At 30.8% G+C, this 775-nt stretch carries 1 protein-coding gene; it reads right to left on the bottom strand.

The window, feature by feature from the left end; translation table 11 throughout:
- Position 1: 1 nt before the first annotated feature.
- The coding region (locus tag AJ889_RS00990) for a methyl-accepting chemotaxis protein (protein ID WP_252365891.1) at positions 2–775 on the bottom strand (774 nt) is incomplete at its 5' end.

The raw sequence follows: 775 nt of genomic DNA, 5'->3' as shown, positions 1-775 counted from the left end.
ATTAAAACCTCTTCTTCTTAACATCTTCTAAGATATTATTAGCTATATCACTTACTGTACTAGAAATAATAGCTGATTCATTAGCAATTTCAACATTATCTTTAGTAGTTTGATCAATTTGAGCTACGCTATCATTGATTTGAGTGATACCTGCAGTTTGTTCTTTAATACTTTCTGCCATATCATTGATAGATTGAACAAGTAAATTAGTATTAGCTTCAATTTCTGATAAAGACTTTTGAGTTCTTTCAGCTAACTTTCTAACTTCATCAGCTACCACTGCAAAGCCTCTACCATGTTCTCCAGCACGAGCTGCTTCAATAGCTGCATTTAAAGCTAAAAGATTGATTTGATCTGCAATATCACCTATAATACCTGTAACATTTTTAATCTCTTCAGATTGAGTGATAACATCACTAGTTTTAACTGAAACATTTTGCATAGAAGAAGTGATCTCTTCTAAAGCTGCTGCAGTTTCTTCTAAAGATTGAGCTTGAGAATTTGAAGAAGTGGTTAAGCTTTGAACAGCAGTTTGTAATTTTCCACTTTCATTAGCTAAAGCATTAGCAAAGTCTGAACTTTGTTTTAGCATTTTAACTATTTCATCACCTAAAGCATTAGTAGTTAATTCTACACTACCGCTAGCATTTTCTAATTTATTTCTAAAGTCTAAGCTTTTGTATTCTTCAAAAATTTTATGAATAGCATTCATATCAGAACCTACTCTAGCTTGTAAAACATCAAGAAGTTTATTTAGAACATTTTTAAGTTCAAT

Origin of the sequence: Campylobacter sp. BCW_6468, from assembly GCF_001762865.1 — a bacterium.
GTDB classification, from domain to species: Bacteria; Campylobacterota; Campylobacteria; order Campylobacterales; family Campylobacteraceae; genus Campylobacter_D; species Campylobacter_D jejuni.
Note: the sequence above shows the minus strand (reverse complement) of the source record. Positions and strands in the feature narration are given on the sequence as shown.